This window comes from Aliivibrio sp. S3MY1 (assembly GCF_028765575.1).
Classification (GTDB): Bacteria; Pseudomonadota; Gammaproteobacteria; order Enterobacterales; family Vibrionaceae; genus Aliivibrio.
In genome coordinates, this window is sequence record NZ_JARACO010000068.1 from 1 (window position 1) to 1,743 (window position 1,743).

Here is a 1,743-nt window from a genome sequence, read left to right on the forward strand (position 1 = left end):
CTGGGTAGGGGAGCGTTCTGTAAGCCGTCGAAGGTGTGCTGTAAGGCATGCTGGAGGTATCAGAAGTGCGAATGCTGACATGAGTAACGATAAAGGGGGTGAAAAACCCCCTCGCCGGAAGACCAAGGGTTCCTGTCCAACGTTAATCGGGGCAGGGTAAGTCGACCCCTAAGGCGAGGCTGAAAAGCGTAGTCGATGGGAAACGGGTTAATATTCCCGTACTTCTTATAATTGCGATGGGGGGACGGAGAAGGCTAGGTAGGCTTGGCGACGGTCGTCCAAGTTCAAGTGCGTAGGCTAAGAGTTTAGGTAAATCCGGACTCTTGTTAGGCTGAGACACGATGTCGAGCATCTACGGATGTGAAGCTATTGATGCCATACTTCCAGGAAAAGCCTCTAAGCTTCAGATTATAAGGAATCGTACCCCAAACCGACACAGGTGGTCGAGTAGAGAATACTAAGGCGCTTGAGAGAACTCGGGTGAAGGAACTAGGCAAAATGGTACCGTAACTTCGGGAGAAGGTACGCTCCTAGCGGTGATGAGACTTGCTCTCTAAGCTGCCGGGAGTCGCAGATACCAGGTGGCTGCAACTGTTTATTAAAAACATAGCACTGTGCTAAATCGTAAGATGACGTATACGGTGTGACGCCTGCCCGGTGCTTGAAGGTTAATTGATGGGGTTAGACTTCGGTCGAAGCTCTTGATCGAAGCCCAAGTAAACGGCGGCCGTAACTATAACGGTCCTAAGGTAGCGAAATTCCTTGTCGGGTAAGTTCCGACCTGCACGAATGGCGTAATGATGGCCACGCTGTCTCCACCCGAGACTCAGTGAAATTGAAATCGCTGTGAAGATGCAGTGTACCCGCGGCTAGACGGAAAGACCCCGTGAACCTTTACTACAGCTTGGCACTGAACATTGACCCTACATGTGTAGGATAGGTGGGAGCCTTTGAAGCAAGTACGCTAGTATTTGTGGAGGCAATCTTGAAATACCACCCTTGTATGCTTGATGTTCTAACGTTGGCCCCTTATCGGGGTTGCGGACAGTGCCTGGTGGGTAGTTTGACTGGGGCGGTCTCCTCCCAAAGAGTAACGGAGGAGCACGAAGGTGGGCTAAACACGGTTGGACATCGTGTGGTTAGTGCAATGGCATAAGCCCGCTTGACTGCGAGAATGACAATTCGAGCAGGTGCGAAAGCAGGTCATAGTGATCCGGTGGTTCTGAATGGAAGGGCCATCGCTCAACGGATAAAAGGTACTCCGGGGATAACAGGCTGATACCGCCCAAGAGTTCATATCGACGGCGGTGTTTGGCACCTCGATGTCGGCTCATCACATCCTGGGGCTGAAGTCGGTCCCAAGGGTATGGCTGTTCGCCATTTAAAGTGGTACGCGAGCTGGGTTTAGAACGTCGTGAGACAGTTCGGTCCCTATCTGCCGTGGGCGTTGGATGATTGAAAGGGGCTGCTCCTAGTACGAGAGGACCGGAGTGGACGAACCTCTGGTGTTCGGGTTGTTACGCCAGTAGCATTGCCCGGTAGCTAAGTTCGGGATCGATAAACGCTGAAAGCATCTAAGCGTGAAGCGAGCCTTGAGATGAGTCATCCCTGATACTTTAAGTATCCTAAAGGGTTGTTGAAGACTACGACGTTGATAGGCAGGGTGTGTAAGTGCTGCGAGGCATTGAGCTAACCTGTACTAATTGCCCGTGAGGCTTAACCATACAACACCCAAGGGGTTTT

The 1,743-nt window shown here is 51.6% G+C and carries 1 rRNA gene; it reads left to right on the forward strand.

Annotated elements, in window-relative coordinates:
* Positions 1 to 1,724 (forward strand): 23S ribosomal RNA (locus tag PVK62_RS17220); the annotation flags it as partial.
* Between the last annotated feature and the right edge of the window lie 19 nt (positions 1,725 to 1,743).